The following is a 26539-nucleotide window of genomic DNA, read 5'->3' as shown; positions in this document are numbered from 1 at the left end:
GGCGGCAATGTTTTTCAGGTTGTCGCTGAAGGTCGCCGCGCCCGGCTACGGCTGGACGTATCCCGGCGGGTTGGGGGTGTCCACCCACAGGTCCACGCCGAGGTCCGATCCGGGCACACAGTCGTACACGGACAGATCGGTGACACCGTTGTCGAGTAGGACGTCCTCGCACAGCAGGCTCTGCCCGGTGTACTCCCGCGCCGGCTTGTTGAAGATCGTGTACGCCGCATCGGCATACACCGAAGGCTTGCGGGCGCGACCCATCGCCTCGTCACCGCCGAGCAGGTTCTGCACCGCTGCGGTGGCCACCAGGGTGCGCGGCCACAGTGTGTTCGAAGCGATGCCCGCCTCCCGCATCTCTTCGGCGATACCCAACGCGCACAACGTCATTCCGAACTTCGCCATCATGTACGCGGTCGGCTTGAGCCACTCGGATTCCAGCCGGATCGGCGGGGAGAGGGTGAGGATGTGCGGGTTTTCGCGACCCTTCATGTGCGGAATGCAGGCCTGCGACACGGCATAGGTGCCGCGGATCTGGATCCCGTTCATCAGATCGAAGCGCTTCAGCGGCACCTCCTCGATGGAGCCGAGATTGATCGCCGAGGCGTTGTTGACGCAGAGGTCGATGCCGCCGAACTGCTCGACGGCCTTGGCGACCGCGGCTGCCACCGAGTCGCCGTCGCGGACGTCACCGACGATCGGCAGGGCCTGCCCGCCGGCCTCCTCGATCTCCTTGGCCGCGGTGTAAACGGTGCCTTCGAGCTTGGGATGCGGTTCGGCGGTCTTGGCGACCAGCGCGATGTTGGCGCCGTCGGCGGCGGCCTTCTTGGCGATCGCCAGGCCGATACCGCGGCTGGCGCCGGAGATGAACATGGTCTTCCCGGACAGAGTCATAGGGACACGATAAGCGCCTCTAGGTCGCCAGTTTCTACGCCTGGGCTGTTGGTCGACGTTTTCCACAACCCTCAGGTAGAAATCGGCGCGGTTCAGCCCGCGGCGTCGGCCTGCAGCGGGGGACAGTTGCCCGCCGGGTCGGCGACGAGTTCGAAGTGCCACAGCTCATTGGCATAGATCTGGCACAGCCCGAAGCGCCCACCGTTGGCGATCAGCCAGCGATCGGCCTGCGGACCGCCGACATCGACCGCCTCCCCGGTGACATGCCGGGACGCGGTCGGCGTCTGCACGTACTGGCGTGCGGCGGCGAGGCTTCCGTAGGTCTGCACCGCCTGGTCGAGCAGTGACTGCTGGAAGTCAGCGGACCGCCAGCCCGAGTTGATCGTCATGGTCACGCCGTCGGCGGCCGCGGCATTGGCGGCGTTCTGGATGGCGGCCAGCAGCCGAGGATCCAGCCGGCCGATCGCCGGGTTCTGCACGTCGAACGGGGTCAGGACCTGCCCGTCGGACAGTGATCCGTCACCTTGGGTCATCGGGACGGTGTCGTCGACCAGACGGATCTGTGGTGCGGGTGCGGACGTGCCGAGCAGGGCCGCCAGTGCGGCGACGCTCGAGACCACACTTGCCCCCACCATCATCGGCATCACCGGAAACACATTACTGCGCCCGCGCGCGGGCCAGTACCAACGCCAACTCGGCCACCAGCGCCTCGATCTCCGCCGGGTTCTTCAGTCGATCGGGCACCCAGGCCAAGGCGATCCGGGCCGGTGACCAGGTGCTCTCGTCGATGGGCACCAGCGTGAACTCCGGCGGGGAGAAGATCTTGCCGATCAGCGATTCGGGTGCGTAGGGCACCAGCGCGACGAGGTGGCGGTTGGACACCTGGGCAGCCATCTCCAGTTCGCCGCCGAACTGGTTGGTGGTGCGCACGATGCGCGTCACCCCGCGTGCGTTCAGCGCTCGGGTCAGGCCGGCCAGCATGACCGGATTGGGCCGGGCGAAGTCGATCACCACGTCGCGATCGCGTAATTCCTCGATCGACACCAGGTCCTCGGTCGCCAGCGGATCGTCGAAACGCACCGCGACCGCGCCCTGGAAGGTGGCCACCACGCGGTATTGCAACCGCTTGTCGGAGGTGGGCAGATGGATCAGCCCGAGGTCGAGGTGGCCGGACACGAGCTTGGCCGTCACCTCCGCAGCCGACCCGGGAACACTGAACTCGGTCGGCACGGCCAGGTTGGCGACGGCGGTCCGGACCTGAGCCACGAAATCTGATGGCGCATAAGCGGTTGCGCCGACCCGGACCGTCGCGGCTCCCTCGGTGAGCCGTACCGCGGTGGCCTTCAACTCATCGACCTGGCGCAGGATCTCGCGGGCGGGACCGAGCAGCTTGGCGCCCAGCGGCGTCAGGCGGACCTCGTGGTAGTTGCGCTCGAAGAGCGGCCCGCCGAGCTCCTTCTCCAGCAGCTTGATCTGCTTGCTCAGCGGCGGAGGCGTGATCCTCAGCCGGTCGGCGGCCCGCTTGAAGTGCAGTTCCTCCGCGACCGCCACGAAGTAGGAGAGTCTGGTGAAGTCCATGCGGTCATTTCCGGCTGTGCGAGGGCGGTATTCGGGGTGTGATCCCCGAATCGTACGAGATGCGTGATCAGCGTCCGGTCGCTTGCACGGTCTGTGGAACTTCGAGCACCCCGGCGCTGATCAGCCCGTCGATGTCGGCATCGTCCATGCCGAGCAGTTCGGCGGCGATCTCCCGGGTCTGCTCGCCGAGCAGTGGCGCCTGTAGCAGTGGTGGATCAGCGATGCGATCCGAATGGATCTGCACGTTCTCCATCGTGAACGGCTCGTCGGCGTGGGGGTGCAGTTCCTCGCGGAAAGCGCGGCGCTGCACGTAGTAGTCCCAGTCGGCGACCTCGGCGGCGCGCAGCGCTGCGCCGGCCGGAACACCTGCCGCCTGCAGCAGATTCATCGCCTCGGTCGCCGGGCGCTGCGACGTCCAGGCACGCACGGCCTCGTCGACGCGGTTGCGGTGGGCGTCCCGTCCGGTGCGGGTCCGCAACTGTTCATCCACGCCGAGATCCGGACGATCGATCACCCCGCACAGCGCGTGCCAATCGGCGTCGTCGCGCACGGTCACGGCGAGCCAGCGATCCTCGCCTGCGGCCGGAAACAGGCCCCAGGGGGCGTCGTGGACGGGTTCGACCGTGGGTTCGTGCCCGCGCCGCACCAGGACGTCGGCGGCGATCTCGCCGGCCAGGTGGCTCAGCATCACCTCCGATTGCGCGACGCTGACAGACCCGCCGGTGCCCGTGCGTTCGCGGCGCAGCAGCAGAGTCAGCGCGCCGAGGGCACCGATCCGGGCCGCCACGTGATCGGGGTAGACGGTGACCGTGTCGCAGAACGACTCCGGTTCGTCGGGGTACACCCACAGGTCGGTAAAGCCTGCGGCCGCCCGCACCAGTGGGCCGTAGCCCATCCGTTCCGCCCACGGCCCGCTGGGTCCGAACGCCGAACTGTCGACCACCACGATGCCCGGGTTCAGTTCCCGCAAGCTCCGGTAGTCCATTCCGAGGGTCTCGGCCACGCCCGGTTTGAAGTTCGTCAGCACGACGTCGGAATGGGTGACCAGTCGGTGCGCAAGCGCCCGGCCCTGCGGCGTCCGCAGATCGATGCCGATCGAGCGTTTGTTGCGGTGGCCGGCGGCGTAGGTCTGCGACATGGAGGTCAGATTGCCGCGCAGTCCGTCCGGGAAGGCCGAGTTCTCGATCTTGATGACGTCGGCGCCGAGGTCGCCGAACAGTCGTCCGGTGTCGGATCCGACGACGATCACGCCGAGATCCAGTACGCGCACCCCCTCCAGCGGCAGGCCCTCGTCGCGGCGCCGGCGACCGGCGAGCAGCGGCGCGACATCAAGGCGGCGCGGGTGGCCGGCCCCCGCGGGCTCGGACACGTTCACCGTGTTGGCCCGGTGCCCGTCGATCTCGACGACACCTGCCGGCACCGGCGCCGACATTCCGGGGGACAGATCGACCTCGTGGAAGTACCCGCGGCTCTTGACCTGTTCGGTGCCGAGGGTTTCGGCCAGGGTCAGCACCGCCGCCGTCGGCACCCCGTGCCGCTGGCCGGCGACCTCCAGCTCGGCCCGAGTCTGCCCGGCGCAAAATCGCCCGATCGCCGACATCAGTTCCGGTGAGCTGAACCGCACCCGCAGCCGGTCGAACGACGGATCGGCGAACTGAACAGGGCGGCCCATCCACTCGAACATGCCGTGCCACTGGCGTTTTGCCAGCAGACAGATCCGCACGTGCCCGTCCTTGCACGCGATGATCGGGTACCGCAGCCGTTCGGCGTTCCAGTCACGTTGTTGCGCGCTCAATGCGACCCCGGCCGAGGCCGTGCCTGCCGTCCCGTACGGCGGGTCGAGTGTCTGCATGGCGCCGTCGAGGATCGAGAAATCGATGAAATCGCCTTCACCGGTACGCAATCGGTCCAGGTACACGCTGATGGTCATCACCGCGGCCTGCGCCGCCGCCACGTGATAGGGCAGTTGCGCGGCAGGCGGCACGAGGGGCTCGCGTCCCGGGATGCCTGACCGGGACAGCTCACTGGTCAGTGCGTGCAGCACCGGGGTGGTGGCCTGCCAGTCGTGGTAGCTGGTGTCACGGCCGAAATCGCTGATGGACAGGACCACCAGGCCCGGGTGTTCAGTGTGAATGTTGCGTGCCGCCAAGGCACTTTCGGCATCCGACCCGGGGCGGGTGCCCTCGATCAGGATGTCCGCCCCGGCCAGCAGTTGAATCCATCGGCGTTGGTCATCGGGGATCGAGGGATCGATGACGACGGTGTCCACCCCGTGTCGGTTGATCGCGATGCCAACCGAGTCGGGATCGACTCCGGCGCCCTCGGCGATGGGCCCGACGGGTTCTTCGGTGACACCGTGCAGGTGCACCTCGGTCACCGCGGCACCGAGGTCGGCCAGCAGGCGTCCCACCGCCGTCATCGGTCCGCGCGACAGGTCGAGGATGCGAACTCCGGCCAATGGCGGGTCGTAGCCGTCCGGGTCGGCCATCGGTGTCAACTCCGGCGGGCCTGGCGGAACGGGATGTCGCGATCGACCTCGGGCTCCTTGGCCAGTCCGAGGACGCGCTCGCCGATGATGTTGCGCTGGATCTGGTCGGTGCCGCCGCCGATCGAGGTGAAGAACGCGTTGAGGGTCAGGAAGTTGATGTCGTCGGCCTCGGGGTTGTCGGGGCCGGCCAAAAGTGCTTCTGCGCCGATGATCTCGGTCTTGAGGCGCGCCTCCGCATGCAGGATGTTCGACATCGCCAGCTTGCCCAGCGACATGATCGAGCTGGATGTGCCCTGTGCCGCAGCGGCTTTGGCGCGAGCGTTGTTGAGGGAGTTGAGTTCCCGCAACGCCAGCACGTTCGCCAGTTCCCTGCGGACGGCCGGATCCTCCAGGCGGCCGTGCTCGCGGGCCAGGCCGATGAGGTCGTCGGCCCGGGTCCGGTTGCGTGAGCCGCGCCCGCCGTCGCCCATGATGGACCGCTCGTAGGCCAGCGCGGTCTGCAGCACCCGCCACCCGTTGCCCTCGCCGCCCAGGAGGTAGGCATCGGACACCCGAGCGTCGGTGATGAACACCTCGTTGAAGTGCGATTCGCCGGTGATCTGGACCAGCGGACGGACCTCGATGCCGGGCTGACGCATCGGAATCATGAAGAAGCTCAAGCCTTTGTGCTTGGGCACGTCCCAGTCGGTGCGGGCGATCAGCAGCGCGTACTCGGACGTCGTGGCGCCCGACGTCCACACTTTCTGGCCGTTGATCACCCACTCGTCACCGTCGCGGACCGCGGTGGTGCGCACCGCGGCCAGATCGGACCCCGCGCCCGGTTCGCTGTACAGCAGGCAGGTGCGGATCCGTTCGGTCAGGAAGTCACGCACCAGGTCGTTCTTGAGTTGGTCGGTGCCGAACTTGAGTGCCGTGTTGGCCGGGATGCTGTATTTGTCCTGGCGCGCACCGGGGGCCTTGACCGCCCGGAATTCCTGCTCGATCACCGCGGCCAGCGCATTCGGGTACGCCCGCCCGAACCATTCGGTGGGGTACGTCGGCACGGCGTAGCCCGCGTCGAGCACCTTCTGCAGCCAGGCCACCCGCTCGGGCGAGCTGACCCACGGATCGGTGGATTTCGGTAACCCGGCCCAATTCTGGGCGAGCCAGTCGCGCACCTCGGCGCGCAGTTGATCGGCGCTGGGCAGGTCGTTGGCCGTCATCTTCAGGCGCCTTTCGACGAGAGGTAGCGCTCGCGGTGCAGCCCCGAACCGCCGAGCAGTTGCAGGCCGGTGCGCGCGCGGCGCAGGAACAGGTGTGCCGGATGTTCCCAGGTGAACCCGATACCGCCGTGCATCTGGATCGCCGACATGGTGGTGGTGCGGTAGGCCTCCGCGCACGTGAAACCAGCCAGAGCGATTGCGCCACTGGCCTTTTCGCTTCGCGCGTCATGTTCGGCCGCGGCGTGCTGGGCGGCTGACGTGGCTGATTCCACCTGCACCAGCAGGTCGGCGGCCATGTGTTTGAGGGCCTGGAAGCTGCCGATGGGGCGGCCGAACTGAATCCGGGTCTTGAGGTAATCGACGGTGATGTCGAAGATTCGCCGGGTCCCGCCGACCTGTTCGCCGGCCAGCGCGATCAACGCGAGGTCGAGGGCCTCCTGCACCGCGTCCCATCCGGTGGTGCCGATGCGGCGGGCCGGGGTGGCGTCGAACGTGTACGTCGACAGTGGGACGGTCGGATCGAAAACCGTTGCGGCCGTGCGCTCGAAGCCGTCGGCGCCGGGAGCGATCTGGAAGATGCCGAAGTCTCCGTTGACGCGGGCCACGACCAGGATCACGTCGGCCACCTGACCGTGGATGACGTAGTGCGCGTTGCCGGTCAGTGTGTGGTCGGCGTCGCCCGGGGCGTCGGCGGCCGCGGCGCGTACGGCGACGCCCTCCGGCGCCCAGGTCCCGCGGGAGCCGGTCACCGCGACGGTCCCCACCGAGGTCCCTTCGACCAGGCCGGGCAGCAGTCGTCGCTTGTCGTCTTCGGTACCGGCCGCACCGATCAGCGCCGACGCCAGCACCGCGCTGGACAGGAACGGAGCCGGCAGCAGCGCGGCCCCGGTCGCTTCGGCGACGGCCTCGAGCTCGAGGGCGCCGAGCCCGACGCCTCCGTACTCGCTGTCGACCAGCAGGCCGGTGACGCCCTGGGCGGCGAGTTTGCGCCACAACCGGCGATCGAACCCGTCGTCGGTGCCCATCACCCGGCGCACGTCCTGCTCGGTGCATTCGTCGTGCAGCAACCCGGAGACCGCGGCGGCCAGTTCCGCTCGCTCGGACACGCTGATCGTCATGTGCACCCGCCTTCCTCGTCGGGTCCATGCAATCTGGCCTCAGCCGTGGTGTAAATCACGCATTCGCACACCCACACGTTTCCGATTGCGACATGCCGGTGTCGCCGTCTTACCGGAATTCAGGCGGGAACGCCGATATCGGCTGTCACCGCCGATGTCGCGCGGATCAGGTCCTCGGGTGACAGCGCGATGTCCAAGCCGCGTTTGCCGGCGCTGCAGAGCACCTTGTCGAAGGCCAGCGCCGAGGTGTCGACAACCGTCGGCAGGCGCTTGCGCTGGCCCAACGGGGAGATCCCGCCCAAGACGTACCCGGTGGACCGCTGCGCTGCCGCCGGATCCGCCATTTCTGCCTTCGGAACGCCCAACGCGGCCGCCGCGGCCTTGAGCGACAGCTTGGTCGGTACCGGCAGCACCGCCACCGCCAGTCCCTTGGGCAACGCGATGACCAACGTCTTGAACACCTGCTCGGCGACGATGCCGCCGGCCGCCAGCTGGGCCACGGCCTCGTCGCCGAACGACTCGTTGCGGGAGTCGTGCTGGTAGGCCACCACTTCGTGGTCGATACCGGCCGCCACCAGAGCTGCGATCGCGGGTGTTGCTGCGCGTGCCACGGCGCTCAGCGTAGCCGGGAACATCGGGGCCCCCGCATGCTGTTATTGCTCTCGACACCTGCTCAGCGCTACTTGTCGGTAGCACGCTCTAGGATCTGTAAGGAGGATTCTGGTGCCAACCGTATGCCTGGAACGGCCGCCGGATACCTACTGGTATTCCGGACCTCTTGGTGGCGCCGTGACAGAAGGGAAGGTGTTTCCCACGATGACTGACGTCGAGCAGGCTGAGCCTGACACGCCGCAGCCGACTGCCGAAACTGATGCCGAGCTGACCGCCCGGTTCGAACGTGATGCCATCCCGCTGCTGGACCAGCTCTACGGCGGCGCTCTGCGGATGACCCGCAACCCCGCCGACGCCGAGGACCTGCTGCAGGAAACCATGGTCAAGGCCTACGCCGGCTTCCGGTCATTCCGCGAGGGGACCAACCTCAAGGCGTGGCTGTACCGCATTCTGACCAACACCTACATCAACAGCTACCGCAAGAAGCAGCGCCAACCCGCTGAGTACCCGACCGACGAGATCACCGACTGGCAGCTGGCCGCGAATGCCGAGCATTCTTCAACCGGGCTGCGATCAGCGGAGGTCGAGGCACTGGAGGCGCTGCCCGACACCGAGATCAAGGCAGCGCTGCAGGCGTTGCCCGAGGAATTCCGGATGGCGGTGTACTACGCCGACGTCGAGGGCTTCCCCTACAAGGAGATCGCCGAGATCATGGATACTCCCATCGGGACTGTGATGTCCCGACTGCACCGCGGCCGCAAGCAGCTGCGCGAACTGCTGGCGGATGTGGCCAGGGATCGCGGCTTCATCCGAGGTCAGCAGCTTGGTGAGCCGGAGGAGGTCTCGTCATGAGTGACAAGCGCGATGAGGACGAGCGCTGGACTCCGCCGGTCGGTCCCGTTGATCCCGAGCACCCGGACTGCGCCGCGGTGATCGCCGAGGTATGGACGCTGCTCGACGGTGAATGCACGGCCGAAAGCCGTGACAAGCTCAAGCACCACCTCGAGGAATGCCCGGCCTGCCTGCGTCACTACGGGGTCGAGGAGCGGGTCAAGCGGCTCATCGCGGCCAAGTGCAGCGGTGAGAAGGCCCCGGAGGGCCTACGGGAGCGGCTGCGCATCCAGATCAGCCGGACCACGATCATCCAGGGCTGACGGGGCAGCCGGCTCCGAGTGGCCCGACGACAAACCGCCCGATCTCCGAAGGGAGTCGGGCGGTCACAGTCAGCCGAAGTGGCTAGCGCACTGACTTCGAACCGGCGTTGGGGCGCTTGCCGTGGTTCGCCTTCGAGTGCTTGCGGTCCCGCTTCTTGCGGCCACGCTTGGCCATGATGATCCTCCAGATGGTGTAAGAGCTTGCTCCCTAGTGTCTCATGACCCGGGGGCGGCGCTCACCACCCGGTGTTGTGGTTCGATGTAGGCCGCAGAAGTAGTCGCGTAGCAGCCGGAGTGAAGTGGGGTGAAGATGGCCGAGGACGTTCGCGCCGAAATCGTGGCCAGTGTGCTGGAGGTCGTCGTTCACGAGGGCGATCAGATCGGTGCGGGGGACACCCTGGTGCTGCTCGAGTCGATGAAGATGGAGATCCCGGTCCTCGCCGAGGTCGCGGGCACCGTGACCAAGGTCAACGTGGCCGAGGGCGACGTGATCCAGGCCGGCGATCTCATCGCGGTGATCGAATAGACGCCGCAGGGCCCCGGTAAAGGCGCTGACTGATGTCCACCCTCGGTGACCTGCTCGCCGAGCACACCGTGCTGCCCGGCAGCGCGGTGGACCATCTGCATGCGGTGGTCGGGGAGTGGCAACTGTTGGCTGACCTGTCGTTCGCCGACTACCTGATGTGGGTGCGTCGCGACGACGGCGTGCTGGTGTGCGTCGCGCAGGTGCGCCCGAACACCGCCCCGACGGTATTGCTCGCCGACTCGGTGGGCACGCTGGCGGCCGCCGCGGATCAGCACATCATCACCACGGCCTTCGAGTCCGGGGCGATCGGGCGGGGAAACGGTGGTACGCAACGACATTCGGCAGACCTGCCCGGGCTGAACGTGGAAGCGGTGCCGGTGCGGCACCGCGATCACGTGGTCGCGGTGCTGACGCACCAGACCGCGCTGGCCGCCCGCCGGATGGCCAGCCCGCTGGAGGGCGCCTACCTGGACTGTGCCAGCGATCTGCTGCACATGCTGTCCGAGGGCACCTTCCCCAATGTCGGCGATCTGGCCATGTCGCGTTCCAGCCCGCGGGTGGGTGACGGGTTCATCCGGCTGGACGAGGTCGGCGACGTGGTGTTCGCCAGCCCCAACGCCATCTCGGCCTATCACCGCATGGGACTGGCCTCCGAAATCGACGGGCACAATCTGGTCACCGTGACCCGGCCGTTGATCTCCGACCCGTTCGAGGCCCAGGAACTGGCCAACCACGTGCGCGACTCGCTCGCGGGTGGCTCCAGCATGCGCATGGAGGTCGACGCCGGCGGTGCGGCGGTGCTGTTGCGGACGCTGCCGCTGGTCGTGCACGGCGCCGCGGTCGGCGCTGCCGTTCTGATCCGCGACGTCACCGAGGTCAAACGACGTGACCGTGCATTGCTGAGCAAGGACGCCACCATCCGGGAGATCCACCACCGGGTGAAGAACAATCTGCAGACCGTGGCGGCCCTGCTGCGGCTGCAGGCGCGCCGCACCAACAATCTGGAGGCCCGGGAGGCGCTGATCGAGTCGGTGCGGCGGGTGTCCTCGATCGCGCTGGTGCACGACGCGTTATCGATGTCGGTCGACGAGGAGGTCAACCTCGACGAGGTGATCGACCGGATCCTGCCGATCATGAACGATGTCGCCTCGGTGGACACCCCGATCCGGATCAACCGCGAGGGCGCCCTCGGCGTGCTCGACGCCGATCGCGCGACGGCGCTGATCATGGTGATCACCGAATTGGTGCAGAACGCGATCGAGCACGCCTTCGACGCGAATACACCCCAGGGTTGCGTGACGATCCGGTCCGAGCGCTCGGCCCGCTGGCTCGATGTCGTGGTGCACGACGACGGGCGTGGGTTGCCCGACGGGTTCAGCTTGGAGAAGGCCGACCGGTTGGGTCTGCAGATCGTCCGGACGCTGGTCACCGCGGAGTTGGACGGGTCGCTGGGCATGCATGACGTCGCCTCGGGCGGAACCGATGTGGTGCTGCGGGTGCCGATCGGTCGTCGCAGTCGCGGGATCCAGTGAGGCCCGCCGTCAGGGTTCACAGGGCGTCCACAGTGGGACGTCAGTACCAATGAAGTAATTACGCAGTTGCGTCAAAAACGAAATGTGACGACCATTACGCAATTTGCCATCGATAATTGCCACAAAAATAAGCTATGGCCCCGACATTCGTCGGGGCCATAGCTTGCGTCGGGGTCTGGACTGAAGGTCAGACTCCGGTGCGGGCCTTGGTGCGGGCGTTGCGACGCTTGAGCGCACGACGCTCATCCTCGCTCATCCCGCCCCACACGCCGGCGTCCTGGCCGGAGTCCAAGGCCCAGGTGAGGCACTCAGTGGTTACGGGGCAACGGTTGCACACCAGCTTCGCGTCGGCGATCTGAGCAAGCGCCGGGCCACTGTTTCCCACGGGGAAGAACAGCTCCGGATCTTCGTCGCGACAGACGGCCTTGTGGCGCCAATCCATAAGATCAAACTCCTTGTTAGACATGTCATGCGTGCGCGGCGAAGCGCACTAGATTTTCTTCGGCTGTTAACGCGTGCACACGAATGTTTCTGCACTGTTGCATTGATGCTTTCACAGGCTGAACAGATGTCAATAGCATTGAGTTAACACGTGGGCAAAGTCACTGGGTGGGTCGGTGACCGGACCGCTCACTCCTGTGTACTACACTTCAGAACTAGCTGCGCCCTAATTCCACCTTAACCGGTGCGTTTGTGCAGGTCAATCACTTTTCTTTGTCGGTGCGACGACGCTCAGCGCCTCGGGAACCGACGTGAACGTCATGGTTTCGCGCTTGCCGATGTAATCTCCGTCAATCTGGCATGCGACAGGCGTGTTACTCGTCACGGTGACTGCTGACACATTGTCGTCACGGATCAGGTGCTTGGCTTCGAGGCGCGGATTGCGGGCCACCATCTGGCGGACCACCCGCAGATTCGCCCAGACGTTCATGCTCGTGATGGCGAACACGCCCAAGCCGGTATCGAACGTGGTTTCGGGGTTCGTCCACACGGGGCGGCTGTTCGCATACGTCCACGGACTGGAGTTCGACACGAAGGCGAAGTGCACTCCGTCGACGGGGTCGGTGCCCGGCAGCTGAAGCGTCAGGCTCGGGTGCTTGCGTGCGCTGGCCAGCATCTCGCGCACCGCCACCCGGATGTAGCGCGATGCGGTGACCTTGCGGCCCTTCTCGCGCTGGGCCTCGACGGCCGCCACCACGTCACCGTCCACCCCCATCCCCGCGGTGAACACGCCCCAGCGCTCGCCGCAGTCCATCAGGCCGATGCGGCGCCACGGACGCCCCATCCGATAGCCGCCGAGCAGGTCGACGAGCTGATTGGTGGCCTCGATGGGGTCGGGGCTGATGCCGAGTGCCCTGGCAAAGACGTTGGCAGATCCTCCCGGGACGACCGCCACAGCGGGGGCCAGGGCGGGATCGGGGCGGGTGCCACAGTCCCCGAGCACGCCGTTGACCACCTCGTTGACCGTGCCGTCGCCGCCGTGAACGATCAGCACGTCCACACCGTCACGGGTGGCGTCTCGGGCGATTTCGATGGCGTGACCACGGTGGTTGGTGTGTTCCACGGTCAGCGTCACCCGGCTTTCCAGCGCATGGGCGAGCAGGTCGCGACCCGCGGGGGTGGTCGAAGTGGCGTTCGGGTTGACGATCAGCACGGCACGCACGGGGCATGAGCCTAACCGGGCAAGGTGTCCCGCCGTTATTCGTAGAGCTCCCCGTCGAGGTAGCGCCACTCGCTCTTCACCCGTTCGAAACGACTGCGTTCATGAAGGATGTGCCGGCCGCCGCCGTGGACGTACTGGGCGCGGAATTCGACCACGCCGCTGTCGTCGGCCTCACCGCCCGCGTCGGTGTCGACGATCTGCAACCGGCGCCAGGTGATGGCCTCGTCGAGGGTCAGGTCGGCGGGGCGGGTGTCGGGATGCCAGGACGCCAGCAGGTAGCCGACGTCACCGACGGCGAAGGCGCTGAACCGCGATCGCATCAGTGCGACGGCCGTGGGGGCCCGGCGGGCGCCGGTGTGCAGCGGCCCGCAGCAGTCGGTGTAGCGGCGGCCGGTACCGCACGGACAGAGGTTGACGCTCGACACGCGGTCAGTGTGGCAGGCCGGCGTCTTGCCTGCCGGGACCCCTGCGCCGGTACCGTACGGAGGTGACCGAACGCCCTGTGAAGCCTTGTCTGTTGCTCGTCAACGGGCCGAATCTCAACATGCTCGGCACCCGGCAGCCCGAAATCTACGGATCCACCACCCTGGCTCAGATCGAGCAGCGGGTGGCAGAGGTGGCCGCCGGGTTCGGCTTCGAGGTACGCGCGGTGCAGAGCAATCATGAGGGCGTGCTGGTCGACGCCATCCAGGCGGCCCGCGTGGACTGCACGGGCATCGTGATCAATCCCGCGGCCTACAGCCACACCTCGGTGGCGATTCGCGACGCGCTGAGCGCCGCCGAACTGCCGGTGGTGGAGGTGCACCTGAGCAACATCCACACCCGGGAATCGTTCCGGCACCACTCGTATGTGTCGGCCGTCGCCGAGGTGGTGATCGCCGGCGCCGGACCGGCCGGATACGAGTACGCGGTGCGCTACCTGGCGGAGCGGCAGTCATGACCCAGCCGCCTGCCATCCGGTACGCAGGTTTTCTGACCGCAGCCGAAGGGGTGGCCCTGTTGGTCTGGGCGGTCGTGCTGCTGGTGCGGGCGGTGGCCGGCGCCGACCAGCACATCGTCAGCGGTTACGGCACCGCGATCTGGGGTGCGCTGATCGGTGGCGGCGTCCTGGCCGGTGGCTGGGCGCTGATCACCGGACGCCGTTGGGGCAGGGGCATCGCAGTGACGGCCAACCTGTTGTTGCTACCGGTGGCCTGGTACGTCGTGACCTCGCACCACATCGTGTACGGCCTACTGATCGGACTGCTCGGCCTGGTGACGTTGGGCCTGTTGTTCAGCCCGTCTGCGGTGGACTGGATCGCCGGACGCGGCTAACCGCTGCGCTCGGCGGCCAGCGCCGAAAGCTCGGGGCCCGACACCCGGTAGGTGGTCCACTCGGTCTGTGGCTTGCCGCCGACGGCGTCATACAGCGCGATGGCGTTGACATTCCAGTTCAGCACCGCCCAGGTCATCCGGGTGTAGCCCTGCTCGACGCATTCACCGGCCAACGTGGACAGCAGTTTCCGGGCCAGACCGCGGCGCCGGAACGCCGGACGCACGTAGAGGTCCTCCAGGTAGAGCCCGGCGACGCCGTCCCAGGTGGAGAAGTTCAGGAACCACACCGCGGTCGCGGCGACCTGCCCGTCGATCTCCACCATGTGCGCATATGCCACCGGCCGGTCACCGAAAAGCGCTGTGTGCATCTGCTTTTCGGTCACCGTGCACTCGTCTGCGGCCCGTTCGAACTCGGCCAACTCGCGAATCATCGCGGTGATCTCGACCTCGTCGCCCGGCCGTGCCCGGCGGATCAACTCGCTCATGTCGCCCCTAGTCCAGTCAGGATGGTTCTGAATTTCGTGGTGGTCTCGTCGACTTCGTCATCTGGATCGGATTCGGCGACAATACCGCCGCCGGCGCTGGCCAGTGCCGTGTATCGATCCGCGGACAGCACCGCGCACCGGATCGAGACCACCCAGCGTCCGTCGCCGTGACTGTCGCACCAGCCGACGGCGCCGGCGTAGAACCCGCGATCGCCCTCCAGCTCGGAGATCAGTGCCGCGGCGCGATCGGTGGGAACTCCGCCGACCGCCGGGGTGGGATGCAGGGCAAGCGCCAGATCGATTGCCGTGGTCTTTTTTTCGCGCAACCGGCCCACAACCGGGGTGCTCAGGTGCCACAGTGCGTCGGTGCCGTGCAACTCGGGTTCCTCGGCGATCTGCAGATCCGCGCACAACGGGTCCAACGCCTGGCGCATGACGTCGACCACGAGCTGATGCTCGTGACGGTTCTTCGCCGATGCGGCCAGCGCGGCGGCGTTGGCCGCATCGATCTGGGGATCGGCCGATCGTGGTGCCGATCCGGCGAACGGCTGGCAGATCACCATCTCGCCCTCGCGCGCCACCAACAACTCGGGGCTCGCGCCCACCAGGGCGGTACCGGTGTGCGCTTCGCCTGCCGCGGAGAGATCCGCCAGGTAGACCGTGGCGGCCGGGTCGGCGTCGGCCAGCCTGCGCAGCACACTTCGAACGTCCCACGGGGAATCCGCGGTCAGCCGCAACGAGCGGGCCAGGACCACCTTGTCGATCGGGACCTGTGGGTCGCGCAGTCGCCGGATCGCCTCGGCCACCCGTCCACGATGCACCGGACCGGGCGGCAGGGTTTCGCGATCCAGTACCGCCGGGGGCGGGCTCGCGTGCCAGCCCGGCAGTGCGTCGGTGAACTGAACTGTGTCGGGTTCGTACAGGGCGGCGGGCGCCGATAGATCGAATGGCAACGCGCCCAACACAATTGGTGTTCCAGAACGCAATGCTGCCTGGGCGTCGGCGATGTCGGCATATCCGGCGCGGCTGCCTTCGGCCAGGACGGCGCCGGTCGGGCCGGCCAATACGAACGACGGATTCACTGCGACAGGCACGGGTTGGGGTGACCGGTCAGGCCGAGCGCGGTGATCTGGCGCACGCCGTGCTCGAATCCGCACACCGCGAGAGAGGCGGGCACCATCGATACCCGGATGCCTTCGGCCACCGGCAGTTCGGTCCAGCGGGTCAGCATCGCGCGGGAGAAATGCCCGTGCCCGACGAACACCACATCCCGGGCGGGCACATGCGCCAGCGCCAGTGCCACGGCCCGATCGGCCCGGGCACTGACCTGCGCGACGGTCTCCCCGCCGGGGCAACCATGCGTCCACACCAGCCAATCGGGCACGGTCTGGCGGATCTGTGGGGTGGTCAGTCCCTCGTAGTCGCCGTAGTCCCACTCGGACAGCACAGGGTTGACCTCATCGACGTGCAGGCCGGCCAGTTCGGCGGTGGCCAGCGCGCGGCGCCGCGGGCTGCTGATCACCAGCGGATCGCTCAGCTGCAGTTCGGCGAGCGCGGGGCGGGCCAGTACGGCCTGCTCGCGTCCGGCCTCGGTGAGTTCCAGCTCGGTGCGGCCGGTGTGCCTGCCGGTCGCCGACCACTCGGTCTCTCCGTGGCGGAGCAGGATCAGGCGGTGCAGGCGGTCGCTCACAACGGCGATTCTGCCCCACGTTCCGGCAATGCCGCCGAGAGCGTGCTTGGATAACAGTGTGACGCGAGTATTAGCGGTCGCCAATCAAAAGGGTGGGGTAGCCAAGACGACGACGGTGGCATCGCTGGGTGCGGCGATGGCCGAGCAGGGGCGGCGCGTTCTGCTGGTCGACCTGGATCCGCAAGGCTGTCTGACGTTTTCATTGGGACATGACCCGGACAAGCTGCCGGTGTCGGTACACGAGGTATTGCTCGGCGACGTCGAGCCGGGGGCGGCTCTGGTCGAGACGGCCGAGGGGATGACGCTGCTGCCGGCCAACATCGATCTGGCGGGCTCTGAAGCCATGCTGCTGATGCGGGCCGGGCGGGAATATGCGCTCAAGCGGGCCCTGGCCAAGGTCGAATCCGATTTCGACGTGGTGATCATCGACTGTCCGCCATCGCTGGGGGTGTTGACGCTCAACGGTCTGACCGCGGCGAACGAGGTGATCGTGCCGTTGCAGTGCGAGACCCTGGCGCACCGCGGCGTGGGCCAGTTCCTGCGCACGATCTCCGACGTGCAACAGATCACCAATCCCGAACTGGCACTGCTGGGCGCGCTGCCCACGCTCTACGATTCGCGCACCACCCACAGTCGTGACGTGCTGCTCGACGTTGCCGACCGGTACGAGCTGCCGGTGTTGGCCCCGCCGATTCCGCGTACCGTCCGGTTCGCCGAGGCCAGCGCGTCGGGATGCTCGGTACTGGCCGGCCGCAAGAGCAAGGGAGGCCTGGCCTATCGCGAGCTGGCCCAGGCCCTGCTCAAGCACTGGAAGTCCGGCAAGAAGCTGCCGACGTTCACGCCTGAGGCGGTCTAGGGCGCTACTTGACCTTCTCCTACGGGCAGACCCGATGCTGACGACATGAACGAAGATCTGCTGAGCATCGGTGAGTTCGCGGCCCGGACCGGGTTGTCGGCCAAGATGTTGCGTTCGTATGCGGCATCGGGGGCATTGGTGCCGGCCGCTGTCGATGAACTCACGGGTTACCGGTACTACTCGCGGGGCCAGATTGCTCAGGCTCGGACGGTGGGGTTGCTCCGGGGAGCCCAGGTACCGGTCGCCGAGATCGCTGAATTCCTGCGGGACCCGACCGAGCAGCAACTGGCTGCCTGGCGGACAGCGCTTGATGATGAATATGCGCACCGCCGTGAGGCGCTCGTGATGGTCCGCGGCGCGCTGCTCGCTCAATTTTCTCCGGTGGCAGGGGGTCGCCGGAGTGACGAGAGGACGATCTGGATGGCTTCGGTGTTACGGTCCGCGACGGCCACTGATCAGGGTCCGGTGCGGGAGAGCAACCAGGATTCACTGCTCGCGGACGGCATCCTGTACGCGGTCGCCGACGGCTTCGGGCCCGGCGGTGAACACGCCAGCCGGATCGCGGTCGAGGTGCTGGCCGCCGGATTCGCCGCCGCACCTGACCGCGACGGGCTCATCGGCGCGGTGCAGGCCGCCAACGAGCAGGTCTTCGCACATGTCAGCGCATCGGGTACCAGCTCGGGGGCCACGCTGACGGTGGTGGCGATGTTCGGCGACGAGCAGGGCGGCCCCATGGCCATCAACATCGGGGATTCGCCGTTGAACCGGATCCGCGACGGAGTCATGTGTCAGCTCACCGACGATCACAGTGTCTCGGGGGAGCTGGTGCGGGCCGGTGAGATCACCCGGGAGGAGGCCCGTTTCCACCCGCACCGGCACCTGCTGACCCGGGCGCTGGGCATCGGCCCCTTCATCCGGCCGGATCTGTTCGATCTCGACTGCCGTCCCGGCGACCGGTTCCTGATCAGCAGTGACGGACTGTTCGCCGGAGCCGAGGATGCCGACATCGCGGGCGCCGCCGCGGATGACGAACCCGAGGTCGCGGCGCAGCGGCTGGTTCAGGTGGCCAACGATGCCGGCGGCAGCGACAACACCACCGTGATCGTTATCGACATCGGCTGAGCCTGACCAGGCCGGGTCACGCTGGGCCCAGCGCCACCAATTGCGTGCCGCGCTGTTCGAGCAGGGTGTCTCCGGCCACCACCGGCACCACCGGCGACACGCTGGGTGTCCGTGGCAGCGCGATGTGCCGCTGCCCGGCACCGGTCTGCTGATCGAAGACGTCGTAACCGTCGTTGACCGGAACCAGGAGCTGCCCGGCCATCACCGTGGCGGGTCCGACGGGCATATGACGTCCGGACTCGTCCACGGTGGGCGTCACGGTGAACTTGTACTGAAGGCCGGCGGTTCCGGTGGTGCTGAATACCAGCACCGAGTCCCCGGTCCACCAGCTGATCAGATCCCCGGTGCGGGTGGTGGTCGACTGCGGTGCGGCCGGCTTGGCCAGCGGCAGGCTGGCAAGAGTCTTTCCGGTCTCGTCGATGACGTTCACCATCGGCTTCGGGGAGGGCAGGTATACCGCGGTCGTGGTGCCCGATACCGCGACCACCTGGGCCCCGGATTCGTCGGTGATGTCCTGCAGTTCGACGTACCGCACGTCGGGGGTGTCCTCTTCGTCGGCCGGGCGCAGCAGCGTCAGCCGGATGAACTTGCTCTTCGGGCAGGATTCCAGCACCGACACCGCCGAGGAACTCGCCGCCGCCGACAGCTGGCGGCACACCGGTGAGGCCGGTACGTCCGGTTTGATGCGGGCGTCCAGGGCGCCGTAGGAGAGCATCCGGACCATGTCCGAGCGCCACAGCTCGAGGCGACTGTCCCCGGCCGAGAGCACCGTGGAGCCGTCGGAGGACAGCCGGACCTCGGGGTCGGCGTAGGCGGTGCGGGCCGGCCCGCGCCTGCCGGTCTTGCCGTCGACGGTGCTGACCTGTCCGCAGCCGCGGACATCCGGATACACCGCGACGGCGTACTGGTACACCGACGTCACACCGCACAGTTCGAGGTCGCGGGCGTAGCTCCACAACACCGCACCGGTGACCGGATCACGGCCTTCGACGGTGGATGCGTCGCCGGTCACCACCGACCCGCCGGCGAGCACGGGTTCGGTGGTCTTCGGGCTGTCGGTGGTCCACAGCTCCTGCAGACCGGCCGGCACCTCGCGCGCCGGAGTCAGGTAGGGGACCGGTGACGCGGCGGGCCGGCTGATGGTGGCCCGGGCGTCACTGGTCCACCAGATCAGGCCGGCCGCCAGCGCGACGATCGCGACGATTGCCGCCGCGGCAGCGATGTCGCCGCGGGTGCGGCGTTCGGGTTTGACCACTGACAGGTCTTGTCTGGCGTTCGCCGGTCAGCCGGCCGTAGCGGTCTCGGTCTTCCGGGGACGACGCCGGCGGCGGCGACGTCCGGCGCTCGACCCGTCGCCCGCGGCGGTGTCCTCCGACTCGATCACCGGTGCGGCATCGGGGCCGTCCTGCGCCGGAGTCGAGGCGCCCTCGGGATGACCGGTGCCTGACTCGCCGCCGCGGGTACGCCGACGGCTGCGGGTCCTGGTCTTAGCCGGCCGATCCTCGTCCGCCGAAGAGATGCGCTTCTCGTCGGGGCTGCGCTTGGCCTTCGCCTTGCGCGGTTCGCCGATCCGGCCGGCGGCATCGGTCGGGATGCCCAGTTCCTCGTAGATATGTGGTGAGCTGGAATAGGTTTCGGCGGGATCGGGACACCCGAGCTCCAGCGCCTTGTCGATCATCTCCCAGCGGGCGAGTTCATCCCAGTCGACCAGGGTGATCGCGACACCGGTCTTGCCGGCGCGGCCGGTGCGACCGATGCGGTGCACGTAGGCCTGCTCATCTTCGGGGCACTGGTAGTTGATGACGTGCGTGACGTCGTCGATATCGATGCCGCGCGCCGCCACATCGGTGGCCACCAGCACGTCGACGGCGCCGGTACGGAACGACTTCAAGGCTTTCTCGCGCGCGCCCTGGCCCAGGTCGCCGTGCACCGCGTCGACCTTGAACCCGCGCTCGGCGAGTTCGTCGGACACCTTCTGCGCAGTGCGCTTGGTGCGGGTGAAGATCATTGTGGCGCCGCGGCCCTCGGCCTGCAGGATCCGGCTCACGAGCTCGGACTTGTCCAGCGCGTGGGCCCGATAGGCGAACTGTTCGGTGGTGTCGTGGGTGGCCGCCGAGTGCGGGGCCTCGGCCCGGATGTGGGTCGGCTGGTTCATGAACGTGCGAGCCAGCGTGATGATCGGGTCGGGCATGGTGGCCGAGAACAGCATCGACTGCCGGTCGTCGGGGGTCAGCCGCAGGATGCGCTCGATATCGGGCAGGAAGCCCAGATCCAGCATCTCGTCGGCCTCGTCGAGCACCAGCACGGACAGTCCGCCCAGCTGCAGGTGGCCCTGCTGGGCCAGGTCGAGCAGCCGGCCCGGGGTGCCGACGACGACGTCGACGCCCTTGCGCAGCGCCTCGATCTGGGGCTCGTAGGGACGGCCGCCGTAGATCGAGGTCACGGAGAACTTGCGGTCGGCGGTGGTGAGGTACTTGGCCGCTCCGGCGAGGTCGTCGTAGACCTGCAGACACAGCTCGCGGGTGGGCACCACGATCAGGGCCCGGGGGGTCCCGTTGAGCGGGCGGGTCTCGTCGCTGGAGACCCGGTGCAACAGCGGGACACCGAAGGCGTAGGTCTTGCCCATACCGGTGCGGGCCTGACCGATCAGGTCGTCCCCGGCCAGCGCCAACGGGAGGGTCAGTTCTTGGATGGCAAACGGGTGGTGAATGCCGTTCTCGGCCAGTGCGCGCACAATTTCGTCGCGGACGCCGAGCTCGGCAAACGTCTTATTCAGATGAGTCATGGTTGGAGGAGGTGGCCTTTCACTGTCAAACCTCATGGGCATCCAGCGCACACGAGTTTGACGGTGAAACGGTCGGGTTCGCCGGGATACAGGTCGTATCCCTCGGCGCTGCCGATCCGTTGGGCCCAGCTCCACGGGGCGGGCCAACTGCGTGCACGCACATTTCCTGGTAGCGGTTCGGGCGCCGAAATTGTCGGCTCGAAGCCGTTACCACATGCCATTGTAGCTGGTCGCGGGATCTGGGCCGATTTGCCAGCCGATCACGGTGGCCCGGCGGCGTCTAGAGTTGGCCTCATGAATTCGCCTCAGCCTGCCGCGGAACAGATCGCCGAACCGGTCGATTCGGGCGTGACGGCGGACCATCCGGGCGTCAACGAATTGTTCGCGGTGCTGGCCTACGGTGAGGTCGCGGCGTTCTACCGGCTCACCGAAGAGGCGCGCATGGCGCCGAACCTGCGCGGCCGGATCAACATGGCGAGTATGGCCGCTGCGGAGATGGGCCATTACGAGCTCTTGCGGGATGCGTTGGAGCACAGGGGAGTTGACGTTGTTCCGGCGATGACGAAATATGCGTCCGCCTTGGAGAACTACCACCGGATGACCACTCCCAGCACGTGGCTGGAGGCGTTGGTCAAGACCTACATCGGCGATGCGCTCGCCGCGGACTTCTACCTGGAGATCACCGACGCGCTGCCCGAGGCGGTGGCCACGGTGGTGCGAGCGGTGCTGTCCGAAACCGGGCATTCACAGTTCGTGGTCGCCGAAGTGCGCGCGGCGGTGACGGCCAGCGATCGCCAGCGTCACCGGCTGGCGCTGTGGGCGCGTCGCCTGCTCGGAGAGGCCGTCACCCAGGCCCAGTTCGTGCTGGCCGATCACGACGAGCTCGTCGACTTGGTGATGTCCAGCGGTGAGGGCCTGACCCAGTTGGCCGAGTTCTTCGGCCGGCTGCAGAACACCCACCAGTCCCGGATGCAGGAACTGGGGCTGGCGTAGTACCCGCCAGACCCAGTCCGCACTTCTCGGTTCGGTCCGCTACTGCGTGCAGGTGGTGATCATCGTGTTGTTGGCCTGCGCGACCAGCACGGCGCCCGACGCATCGGTGATCGAGCAGTTGAGCTGCCCGGCGACGCTCGTCGCGGTCACCGACTTCAGCGTGACACCCGGGTTGAGCACCACGGTCTTGGCCCAGGGCAACGCGACGTTGATGTCGGTCTGCAGTGCGCCCTGCTCGTCGGTGTAGACGATGGTCACCAGGTCGATGAGCTGGCGGTTGCCGGTCACACGGTAGGTGACGGCGGTCGGGGTCGCAATACCCGCGGGCGGTTCCGCTGCGGCGGGCGGTGCGGGCGCGGGTGTCGCGGTGGCGCTGGGTGCCGGCGTCAGTGTGGTGACGGTCTCGGGTGACAGCGGAGCGGTCGGCGCCGCGCGCGGCGGAACCGGCTTCGACGTGGCGTCCTGCGCGGGCTGGGTGGTCTGTGTCGGCTGCGCAGAGGGGGAGGTCAGGGTGGCCGACACCGACCCGCTGTCGCCGCCGCCCAGGATCACCACGGTGCAGATGACCGCGATCAGCAGGATGGCGCCGGCCACGGCGGCCACCCAGATCCAGCGCCGGTCGATGGGGTCCTCGTAGAACGTGACCTCGTCGTCGTAGTCGGCGTCGTAGCCGTAGTCCGACTCGGCGTCGGTCGAGTAGTCCGTCGTGTAGTCGGAGTACCCGCCCGGCTCATGCGAGTGGTCCCCGAAGCGCTCGGTCGGGGTGGTGTCATACGGCGAATAGTGCCTGGTCATGCGGCTGCCCCAGTCGTCTCGTCCAATGTCGGCACTGATGCTATCGAGGCAGAAGTGACAGATGAGGTTGAGCTTGGGGCGTGTCGGTCACGGTCCGGCGTCGGTTCGGTATCTGCGTTTCGCGGACGGCGTAGCTCGGTCGGCACCCGCTGGCGGCGGTGGGGTCCGGCTGTCCACTAGCCTGCTCAGGGAAGTCGACAAACGACGTGAGAAAGAAAGAAGGGTCCAGCGTGGAGGTCAAAATCGGTGTCACGGACAGCCCGCGCGAGCTGACCTTCAACAGCGCGCAGACACCCTCCGAGGTGGAGCAGCAGGTCACCGAGGCAATCGCCAAGGATTCGGGTGTGCTGGCGCTGACCGATGAGAAGGGTCGGCGATTTTTGGTGCAGAACAGCCGGATCGCCTATGTCGAGATCGGCGCCGCCGACGTGCGCCGGGTCGGTTTCGGTGTGGGAGCGGAAAGCGCCTGAGATCAGGACCGGGTGAGTGGCACGTGTGACAGTCCGCCCCAGGCGAACTGCACCGTGCCATCCACGGCCGTATTCCGGTCGATCGGCCGGTCATTGGTCAGCCAGTACCGCGCCGAGTCGACGCTGACGGCCACCAATCCGACCGCGATCATCCTGGCGCGGTGCGCCTCGAGTCCGGAATCGCGGCTGATCAGATCGAACACCGCATCGGTGCAGGCCTCGGTGGCAACCTTCACCTGCGCCGCCACCTGCGGCTCGCTGACATAGTCATTCTCGAAGATCAGCCGGTAGCCCTGGCTGTCGTGCTCGATGAAATCGAAGAACGCCTCGACTGCCGCGCGCAACCGCTGCCGGTTGTCGGTCGTGGTGCGCAGAGCCTGACGCACGCCGGACACGAGGTTGTCCACGTGGCGTTGCAGCACCGCCAGGTACAGCTCGAGCTTCGATGAAAAGTGTTGATACAGAACAGGCTTGCTCACACCTGCGCGTTCGGCGATCTCATCCATGCCCGCCGCGTGGTAGCCGCGTTCGACGAATACCTCGCTGGCGGCCGCCAACAGCTGTCCGCGCCGCTCATCACGAGGCAGGCGGTTGCCGCGTCGACCAGTGGTCGCAGGCTTGTCGCCTCTCCTCTCGGCGGTGTTGGCGAGATCGCTCATCAGGTCCTCAATCTGTATTGCTCTGGCGCACTTGGACATGTTCATCGAAGCCGCTGATCGCACCGACACTACTACCGTGGGACGCCACTTCCGTCGCGCGGTCGTCGCGAAACGGGCGCGGGTTTCGAAATGACACCAGCGCGGTCACGGCATAGCTGCGCTGAGAACCGATCCACAGGAGTCTGTGCAATCCTGGTCCGGTGACCTACGACCCGGGACGTCGCGGGGGTGGCCGTGTCCCGGCGCTGCGCAACGAGTGGCGGGAGCCGCTACGCGCTCAGCGGGATCCGATTGCCGCTGATTCAGGACGAGCCAGATCCAATCGGGACGACCATCAGCAGTGGCGCAAGCAGACGTGGATCGGCCATTTCGTATCCACCTACGGCTGGCGCGCGTATGCGCTGCCGGTGCTCGTCGTGCTGACCGTCGTGGTGATGTACCAGACCATCACCGGCACCAGCGCGCCGCACACCGCCCAGGAAGAGGAGGGCCCGGTGCAGGGCCCGCCCACCATCGACGTGGCCAGCACCTCGATCATCGGCGCGCCGCCCAAAGGCCTGACCCAGTTCGACGCGAACCTGCCCACCGGGATCCTGCCGGCAGGCGGTCAGTTCACCGAGGCCGGTACACGGACCTGGCGGGTCGTGCCGGGCACCGCGCCCAAGATCGGTGAAGGCACCACCAAGTCCTTCAACTACACCGTCGAGGTCGAGGACGGTGTGGACACCACTTCCTTCGGCGGCGACGACGGTTTCGCGCGGATGGTCAGCGAGACCCTGGCCAATCCGAAGAGCTGGACGCACAACGGGCTGTTCGCCTTCACCCGGGTGGATGAGACCAGTGGTATCGAACCCGATTTCCGGGTGTCGCTGACGTCGCCGATGACGGTGCGCGAGGGCTGCGGCTACGACATCCAGCTGGAGGCCTCCTGCTACAACCCGTCTTTCGACGGGCATCAGCCCCGGGTGTTCGTCAACGAGGCCCGGTGGGTTCGCGGCGCGGTGCCGTTCCAAGGGGACATCGGCTCCTACCGGCAGTACCTGATCAACCATGAGGTTGGTCACGCCATCGGGTATCAGCGGCACGAGGCATGTGAGGCCAACGGACAGCTGGCGCCGATCATGATGCAGCAGACGTTCTCCACCTCGAATGACGACGCGGCCAAGTTCGACCCCGAAACCGTCAAGGCCGACGGACTGACCTGCAAATTCAACCCCTGGCCGTACCCGATCGCCTGACCATCGGAGCTGTGGTCGGATTCGTGACGCCGTGCCGGCATCGTGAGCCGGAGCTGAATCGTCATGTATGCGGTCGTGGTGGCCGGACGGCGGGAAGCATCGGCACCGGATTACCGTTGTGTGTACGAGCAGCTGGGACGATGAAGTGACCCAAAAAACTGAGGAGACATGCGGTGTCCGCGAATTTGGACGTGTCGTTACCGCCGTTGGTTGAACCGGCCGCCGAGCTGACGCGCGACGAGGTGACGCGCTACAGCCGGCACCTGATCATTCCGGACGTCGGCGTGATCGGGCAGAAACGGCTGAAGAACGCCAAGGTGCTGGTGATCGGGGCCGGCGGGCTGGGGTCGCCGACCTTGCTGTACCTGGCCGCCGCCGGGGTGGGCACCATCGGCATCGTCGAGTTCGACGTGGTCGATGAGTCCAACCTGCAGCGGCAGATCATCCACGGTCAGTCCGACATCGGCCGGTCCAAGGCGCAGAGCGCCAAGGATTCGGTTCTGGAGATCAACCCGCTGGTGACGGTGAACCTGCATGAGTTCCGCCTGGAACCCGACAATGCGGTGGAGCTGTTCAGCCAGTACGACCTGATCCTGGACGGCACCGACAACTTCGCCACCCGCTACCTGGTCAACGATGCTGCGGTGCTGGCCGGCAAGCCCTACGTGTGGGGCTCGATCTACCGGTTCGAAGGCCAGGTGTCGGTGTTCTGGGAGGACGCCCCCGACGGTCTGGGCCTCAACTACCGCGACCTCTATCCCGAGCCGCCGCCACCGGGCATGGTGCCCTCGTGTGCCGAGGGCGGGGTGCTGGGCATCCTGTGCGCGTCGATCGCGTCGGTCATGGGTACCGAGGCCATCAAGCTCATCACCGGCATCGGCGAACCGCTGCTCGGCCGGCTCATGGTGTACGACGCCTTGGAGATGTCGTACCGGACCATCCGGATCCGCAAGGATCCGACCACGCCGAAGATCACCGAGCTCATCGACTACGAGGCCTTCTGCGGTGTCGTTTCGGAAGCCGCTACCGACGCCGCCGCGGGCTCGACGGTCACCCCGCTGGAGCTCAAGGAGCTCATCGACTCCGGGAAACCGTTGGCGTTGATCGATGTCCGCGAACCCGTCGAGTGGGATATCAATCACATCGAGGGTGCCGAGCTCATCCCGAAGCCGTCGTTCGAGTCGGGTGATGCGCTGGCCAAACTCCCGGTGGACCGGACACCGGTGCTGTACTGCAAGACCGGGATCCGCTCGGCCGAGGTGCTCGCCATCGTCAAGAAGGCCGGTTTTTCCGACGCGCTGCATCTGCAGGGCGGAATTGTGGCCTGGGCCAAGCAACTCGAGCCCGACATGGTGATGTACTGAC

Annotated in this window: 30 protein-coding genes; 12 read left to right on the top strand and 18 right to left on the bottom strand. The window is 67.1% G+C overall.

The features are described from left to right. Nucleotides 1-45 precede the first annotated feature (45 nt). From ACZYZ7_RS18830 to ybaK, 7 genes are all read right to left on the bottom strand, one after another. Entirely contained in the window at nt 46-894 is an 849-nt protein-coding gene (locus ACZYZ7_RS18830; protein WP_135453260.1) for an SDR family oxidoreductase, read from the bottom strand. Nucleotides 895-986: 92 nt separating this feature from the next. After that, the gene (locus ACZYZ7_RS18825) at nt 987-1532 is read right to left on the bottom strand and encodes a M15 family metallopeptidase (protein ID WP_463741708.1); all 546 of its coding nucleotides are present in this window, start codon (nt 1530-1532) and stop codon (nt 987-989) included. A gap of 19 nt (nt 1533-1551) precedes the next feature. Then, entirely contained in the window at nt 1552-2472 is a 921-nt protein-coding gene (locus tag ACZYZ7_RS18820; protein WP_450070248.1) for a LysR family transcriptional regulator, read from the bottom strand. Between the two features lie 67 nt (nt 2473-2539). Continuing rightward, a complete protein-coding gene (locus tag ACZYZ7_RS18815; RefSeq protein ID WP_450070247.1) occupies nt 2540-4960 on the bottom strand; it encodes a CaiB/BaiF CoA-transferase family protein in 2421 nt (806 codons plus the stop codon). Between the two features lie 5 nt (nt 4961-4965). Further along, nucleotides 4966-6162, bottom strand: a complete 1197-nt coding sequence (locus ACZYZ7_RS18810) for an acyl-CoA dehydrogenase family protein (RefSeq protein ID WP_450070246.1) — start codon at nt 6160-6162, stop codon at nt 4966-4968. A gap of 2 nt (nt 6163-6164) precedes the next feature. Next, the gene (locus tag ACZYZ7_RS18805) at nt 6165-7280 is read right to left on the bottom strand and encodes an acyl-CoA dehydrogenase family protein (protein ID WP_450070245.1); all 1116 of its coding nucleotides are present in this window, start codon (nt 7278-7280) and stop codon (nt 6165-6167) included. A gap of 119 nt (nt 7281-7399) precedes the next feature. After that, complete coding sequence (gene ybaK / locus ACZYZ7_RS18800) at nt 7400-7891, bottom strand: Cys-tRNA(Pro) deacylase (RefSeq protein WP_135453265.1); 492 nt, start codon at nt 7889-7891, stop codon at nt 7400-7402. 205 nt (nt 7892-8096) lie between these two features. Between ybaK and ACZYZ7_RS18795 the strand changes: the two genes are divergently transcribed. Both ACZYZ7_RS18795 and rsrA read left to right on the top strand, forming a co-directional pair. Further along, nucleotides 8097-8744, top strand: coding sequence for a sigma-70 family RNA polymerase sigma factor (locus ACZYZ7_RS18795; RefSeq protein WP_167857768.1), 648 nt, complete (start codon nt 8097-8099; stop codon nt 8742-8744). After that, the gene (gene rsrA, locus ACZYZ7_RS18790; RefSeq protein ID WP_135453266.1) at nt 8741-9046 is read left to right on the top strand and encodes a mycothiol system anti-sigma-R factor; all 306 of its coding nucleotides are present in this window, start codon (nt 8741-8743) and stop codon (nt 9044-9046) included. The genes ACZYZ7_RS18795 and rsrA overlap by 4 nt, the downstream gene beginning before the upstream one ends. 82 nt (nt 9047-9128) lie before the next feature. On the opposite strand, the gene ACZYZ7_RS18785 is transcribed toward rsrA, so the two are convergent. Beyond that, nucleotides 9129-9221, bottom strand: a complete 93-nt coding sequence (locus ACZYZ7_RS18785) for a 50S ribosomal protein bL37 (RefSeq protein ID WP_003882799.1) — start codon at nt 9219-9221, stop codon at nt 9129-9131. 135 nt (nt 9222-9356) lie between these two features. On the opposite strand from ACZYZ7_RS18785, the gene ACZYZ7_RS18780 reads away from it, so the two are divergent. Both ACZYZ7_RS18780 and ACZYZ7_RS18775 read left to right on the top strand, forming a co-directional pair. After that, nucleotides 9357-9572, top strand: coding sequence for a biotin/lipoyl-binding carrier protein (locus tag ACZYZ7_RS18780; RefSeq protein ID WP_135453267.1), 216 nt, complete (start codon nt 9357-9359; stop codon nt 9570-9572). A 32-nt stretch (nt 9573-9604) separates the two neighbouring features. Continuing rightward, a complete protein-coding gene (locus ACZYZ7_RS18775) occupies nt 9605-11104 on the top strand; it encodes a sensor histidine kinase (RefSeq protein WP_450070244.1) in 1500 nt (499 codons plus the stop codon). A 187-nt stretch (nt 11105-11291) separates the two neighbouring features. Here ACZYZ7_RS18775 and whiB1 read toward each other — a convergent pair whose 3' ends face one another. The 3 genes from whiB1 to ACZYZ7_RS18760 all read right to left on the bottom strand — a co-directional run bounded on the left by whiB1 (nt 11292) and on the right by ACZYZ7_RS18760 (nt 13192). Next, the gene (whiB1, locus tag ACZYZ7_RS18770) at nt 11292-11546 is read right to left on the bottom strand and encodes a transcriptional regulator WhiB1 (RefSeq protein ID WP_003882795.1); all 255 of its coding nucleotides are present in this window, start codon (nt 11544-11546) and stop codon (nt 11292-11294) included. Nucleotides 11547-11804: 258 nt separating this feature from the next. Further along, nucleotides 11805-12767: a diacylglycerol/lipid kinase family protein gene (locus ACZYZ7_RS18765; RefSeq protein ID WP_135453269.1), complete on the bottom strand. Its 963-nt coding sequence runs from the start codon at nt 12765-12767 to the stop codon at nt 11805-11807. A gap of 35 nt (nt 12768-12802) precedes the next feature. Further along, a complete protein-coding gene (locus ACZYZ7_RS18760) occupies nt 12803-13192 on the bottom strand; it encodes a YchJ family protein (protein WP_135453270.1) in 390 nt (129 codons plus the stop codon). 62 nt (nt 13193-13254) lie between these two features. Between ACZYZ7_RS18760 and aroQ the strand changes: the two genes are divergently transcribed. Continuing rightward, nucleotides 13255-13707: a type II 3-dehydroquinate dehydratase gene (aroQ, locus tag ACZYZ7_RS18755; RefSeq protein WP_286174718.1), complete on the top strand. Its 453-nt coding sequence runs from the start codon at nt 13255-13257 to the stop codon at nt 13705-13707. Continuing rightward, entirely contained in the window at nt 13704-14081 is a 378-nt protein-coding gene (locus tag ACZYZ7_RS18750) for a hypothetical protein (RefSeq protein WP_450070243.1), read from the top strand. The genes aroQ and ACZYZ7_RS18750 overlap by 4 nt, the downstream gene beginning before the upstream one ends. Here the strand turns inward: ACZYZ7_RS18750 and ACZYZ7_RS18745 are convergent. From ACZYZ7_RS18745 to ACZYZ7_RS18735, 3 genes are read right to left on the bottom strand one after another with little or no spacing between them, the layout of a single operon-like run. Beyond that, nucleotides 14078-14566, bottom strand: a complete 489-nt coding sequence (locus tag ACZYZ7_RS18745; RefSeq protein WP_450070242.1) for a GNAT family N-acetyltransferase — start codon at nt 14564-14566, stop codon at nt 14078-14080. The genes ACZYZ7_RS18750 and ACZYZ7_RS18745 overlap by 4 nt on opposite strands. Further along, a complete protein-coding gene (locus ACZYZ7_RS18740; protein WP_450070241.1) occupies nt 14563-15660 on the bottom strand; it encodes an isochorismate synthase in 1098 nt (365 codons plus the stop codon). The genes ACZYZ7_RS18745 and ACZYZ7_RS18740 overlap by 4 nt, the downstream gene beginning before the upstream one ends. Further along, complete coding sequence (locus ACZYZ7_RS18735) at nt 15645-16256, bottom strand: acid phosphatase (RefSeq protein ID WP_450070240.1); 612 nt, start codon at nt 16254-16256, stop codon at nt 15645-15647. The genes ACZYZ7_RS18740 and ACZYZ7_RS18735 overlap by 16 nt, the downstream gene beginning before the upstream one ends. A gap of 28 nt (nt 16257-16284) precedes the next feature. Here ACZYZ7_RS18735 and ACZYZ7_RS18730 point away from each other — a divergent pair, with 28 nt between their 5' ends. Both ACZYZ7_RS18730 and ACZYZ7_RS18725 read left to right on the top strand, forming a co-directional pair. After that, nucleotides 16285-17112, top strand: a complete 828-nt coding sequence (locus tag ACZYZ7_RS18730) for a ParA family protein (protein WP_450070239.1) — start codon at nt 16285-16287, stop codon at nt 17110-17112. A 45-nt stretch (nt 17113-17157) separates the two neighbouring features. Beyond that, nucleotides 17158-18234, top strand: coding sequence for a MerR family transcriptional regulator (locus ACZYZ7_RS18725; protein WP_450070238.1), 1077 nt, complete (start codon nt 17158-17160; stop codon nt 18232-18234). A 16-nt stretch (nt 18235-18250) separates the two neighbouring features. Here ACZYZ7_RS18725 and ACZYZ7_RS18720 read toward each other — a convergent pair whose 3' ends face one another. Next, entirely contained in the window at nt 18251-19489 is a 1239-nt protein-coding gene (locus ACZYZ7_RS18720) for an Rv3212 family protein (protein ID WP_135453282.1), read from the bottom strand. A 27-nt stretch (nt 19490-19516) separates the two neighbouring features. Next, complete coding sequence (locus ACZYZ7_RS18715) at nt 19517-21019, bottom strand: DEAD/DEAH box helicase (RefSeq protein ID WP_450070237.1); 1503 nt, start codon at nt 21017-21019, stop codon at nt 19517-19519. A gap of 294 nt (nt 21020-21313) precedes the next feature. Here ACZYZ7_RS18715 and ACZYZ7_RS18710 point away from each other — a divergent pair, with 294 nt between their 5' ends. After that, nucleotides 21314-22012, top strand: a complete 699-nt coding sequence (locus tag ACZYZ7_RS18710) for a ferritin-like fold-containing protein (RefSeq protein ID WP_135453284.1) — start codon at nt 21314-21316, stop codon at nt 22010-22012. A 39-nt stretch (nt 22013-22051) separates the two neighbouring features. Here the strand turns inward: ACZYZ7_RS18710 and ACZYZ7_RS18705 are convergent, their stop codons facing one another. Then, complete coding sequence (locus ACZYZ7_RS18705; protein WP_450070236.1) at nt 22052-22807, bottom strand: hypothetical protein; 756 nt, start codon at nt 22805-22807, stop codon at nt 22052-22054. 230 nt (nt 22808-23037) lie between these two features. On the opposite strand from ACZYZ7_RS18705, the gene ACZYZ7_RS18700 reads away from it, so the two are divergent. Continuing rightward, nucleotides 23038-23277, top strand: a complete 240-nt coding sequence (locus ACZYZ7_RS18700; RefSeq protein WP_135453286.1) for a DUF3107 domain-containing protein — start codon at nt 23038-23040, stop codon at nt 23275-23277. Nucleotides 23278-23279: 2 nt separating this feature from the next. On the opposite strand, the gene ACZYZ7_RS18695 is transcribed toward ACZYZ7_RS18700, so the two are convergent. Continuing rightward, nucleotides 23280-23936: a TetR/AcrR family transcriptional regulator gene (locus ACZYZ7_RS18695; RefSeq protein ID WP_135453287.1), complete on the bottom strand. Its 657-nt coding sequence runs from the start codon at nt 23934-23936 to the stop codon at nt 23280-23282. Nucleotides 23937-24136: 200 nt separating this feature from the next. On the opposite strand from ACZYZ7_RS18695, the gene ACZYZ7_RS18690 reads away from it, so the two are divergent. Both ACZYZ7_RS18690 and moeZ read left to right on the top strand, forming a co-directional pair. Further along, entirely contained in the window at nt 24137-25174 is a 1038-nt protein-coding gene (locus ACZYZ7_RS18690) for a DUF3152 domain-containing protein (RefSeq protein WP_135453288.1), read from the top strand. Between the two features lie 185 nt (nt 25175-25359). Beyond that, nucleotides 25360-26538, top strand: a complete 1179-nt coding sequence (gene moeZ, locus ACZYZ7_RS18685; protein ID WP_135459924.1) for an adenylyltransferase/sulfurtransferase MoeZ — start codon at nt 25360-25362, stop codon at nt 26536-26538. Nucleotide 26539: the final 1 nt, after the last annotated feature.

The organism is Mycobacterium sp. IDUB_17, assembly GCF_055419465.1.
The sequence above is the reverse complement of the archived record's forward strand: the minus strand, read 5'-3'. Positions and strand labels throughout refer to the sequence as shown.

Excerpts from the sequence above, each read along its gene's own strand:
- ACZYZ7_RS18830 (WP_135453260.1), bottom strand. The coding sequence starts at position 894 with ATGACTCTGTCCGGGAAGACCATGTTCATCTCCGGCGCCAGCCGCGGT.
- ACZYZ7_RS18825 (WP_463741708.1), bottom strand. The coding sequence starts at position 1,532 with ATGATGGTGGGGGCAAGTGTGGTCTCGAGCGTCGCCGCACTGGCGGCC.
- ACZYZ7_RS18820 (WP_450070248.1), bottom strand. The coding sequence starts at position 2,472 with ATGGACTTCACCAGACTCTCCTACTTCGTGGCGGTCGCGGAGGAACTG.
- ACZYZ7_RS18815 (WP_450070247.1), bottom strand. The coding sequence starts at position 4,960 with ATGGCCGACCCGGACGGCTACGACCCGCCATTGGCCGGAGTTCGCATC.
- ACZYZ7_RS18810 (WP_450070246.1), bottom strand. The coding sequence starts at position 6,162 with ATGACGGCCAACGACCTGCCCAGCGCCGATCAACTGCGCGCCGAGGTG.
- ACZYZ7_RS18805 (WP_450070245.1), bottom strand. The coding sequence starts at position 7,280 with ATGACGATCAGCGTGTCCGAGCGAGCGGAACTGGCCGCCGCGGTCTCC.
- ACZYZ7_RS18795 (WP_167857768.1), top strand. The coding sequence starts at position 8,097 with ATGACTGACGTCGAGCAGGCTGAGCCTGACACGCCGCAGCCGACTGCC.
- rsrA (WP_135453266.1), top strand. The coding sequence starts at position 8,741 with ATGAGTGACAAGCGCGATGAGGACGAGCGCTGGACTCCGCCGGTCGGT.
- ACZYZ7_RS18785 (WP_003882799.1), bottom strand. The coding sequence starts at position 9,221 with ATGGCCAAGCGTGGCCGCAAGAAGCGGGACCGCAAGCACTCGAAGGCG.
- ACZYZ7_RS18780 (WP_135453267.1), top strand. The coding sequence starts at position 9,357 with ATGGCCGAGGACGTTCGCGCCGAAATCGTGGCCAGTGTGCTGGAGGTC.
- ACZYZ7_RS18775 (WP_450070244.1), top strand. The coding sequence starts at position 9,605 with ATGTCCACCCTCGGTGACCTGCTCGCCGAGCACACCGTGCTGCCCGGC.
- whiB1 (WP_003882795.1), bottom strand. The coding sequence starts at position 11,546 with ATGGATTGGCGCCACAAGGCCGTCTGTCGCGACGAAGATCCGGAGCTG.
- ACZYZ7_RS18750 (WP_450070243.1), top strand. The coding sequence starts at position 13,704 with ATGACCCAGCCGCCTGCCATCCGGTACGCAGGTTTTCTGACCGCAGCC.
- ACZYZ7_RS18745 (WP_450070242.1), bottom strand. The coding sequence starts at position 14,566 with ATGAGCGAGTTGATCCGCCGGGCACGGCCGGGCGACGAGGTCGAGATC.
- ACZYZ7_RS18730 (WP_450070239.1), top strand. The coding sequence starts at position 16,285 with ATGCCGCCGAGAGCGTGCTTGGATAACAGTGTGACGCGAGTATTAGCG.
- ACZYZ7_RS18725 (WP_450070238.1), top strand. The coding sequence starts at position 17,158 with ATGAACGAAGATCTGCTGAGCATCGGTGAGTTCGCGGCCCGGACCGGG.
- ACZYZ7_RS18715 (WP_450070237.1), bottom strand. The coding sequence starts at position 21,019 with ATGACTCATCTGAATAAGACGTTTGCCGAGCTCGGCGTCCGCGACGAA.
- ACZYZ7_RS18710 (WP_135453284.1), top strand. The coding sequence starts at position 21,314 with ATGAATTCGCCTCAGCCTGCCGCGGAACAGATCGCCGAACCGGTCGAT.
- ACZYZ7_RS18705 (WP_450070236.1), bottom strand. The coding sequence starts at position 22,807 with ATGACCAGGCACTATTCGCCGTATGACACCACCCCGACCGAGCGCTTC.
- ACZYZ7_RS18695 (WP_135453287.1), bottom strand. The coding sequence starts at position 23,936 with ATGAGCGATCTCGCCAACACCGCCGAGAGGAGAGGCGACAAGCCTGCG.